This window comes from Campylobacter sp. 107 (genome assembly GCF_002383835.1).
Classification (GTDB): Bacteria; Campylobacterota; Campylobacteria; order Campylobacterales; family Campylobacteraceae; genus Campylobacter_D; species Campylobacter_D jejuni.
Genome location: NZ_NXBA01000012.1, coordinates 1 through 709 on the forward strand (window position 1 = coordinate 1; position 709 = coordinate 709).

Below are 709 nucleotides of genomic sequence, written 5' to 3' on the forward strand. Positions count from 1 at the left end.
ATGTTATAGCACAGGAGAAAAACACAAAAAATTAAGTTGGCTTATAGGGTTTGTGTGTAATATCTTTTTATTAATTGCGAGTGTGTATGTGGTATATGAAAATCTTTAAAGACTATCAAAAATTCACTCCTTATGGTTTGGACTTTAAACTTTATAGTAAAGATTTTATTGCTAAGCTTGATTTTAAAAATAAAGCTTATAATGTGCTTTATAATACAGGAGTTTAAATGGGAGATAGCATTACACTTTCTATTTTTTGGGGTTTGATTTTGTTTATTGCTAGTTTTACTGTTGCAAGAATTTATCTTATAGCTCTAAGCGTTCTTATTGTCTTTTCTATTTTAAATTATTGGATTAAAATTAACATAAAAGAATTTGTAAAATCTTATTTTTTAATATCTTTTATTATCTTTTTTATGGCTATTGTTATCATATTTTATCTTAGCTATGATATTGAAACTTCTAGGGGACTTGTATTACTTGGTCCTCCAGAAATTGAAAAATTATCACCACAAGAATATAAAGCACATAATTATTTTGGATTTTTAAGTGGTATAACTATTATTTTTTTTACAATCACATTTATTATACTTCCTTGTTTATTACAAGCTTATTTTTTTAAATGTTATAGCACAGGAGAAAAACGCAAAAAATTAAGTTGGTTTATAGGGTTTGTGTGTAATATCTTTTTATTAATTGCGAGTGTGTA

General features: G+C 25.2%; 2 protein-coding genes. Both read left to right on the top strand.

What is annotated here, in order from left to right:
• Window positions 1-95 precede the first annotated feature (95 nt).
• A complete protein-coding gene (locus BGS40_RS09625; RefSeq protein ID WP_002861551.1) occupies window positions 96-227 on the top strand; it encodes a hypothetical protein in 132 nt (43 codons plus the stop codon).
• A partial coding sequence (locus BGS40_RS00885) for a hypothetical protein (protein WP_096738235.1) occupies window positions 228-709 on the top strand: 482 nt, incomplete at its 3' end. It lies immediately after the preceding gene.

Excerpts from the sequence above, each read along its gene's own strand:
- BGS40_RS09625 (WP_002861551.1), top strand. The coding sequence starts at position 96 with ATGAAAATCTTTAAAGACTATCAAAAATTCACTCCTTATGGTTTGGAC.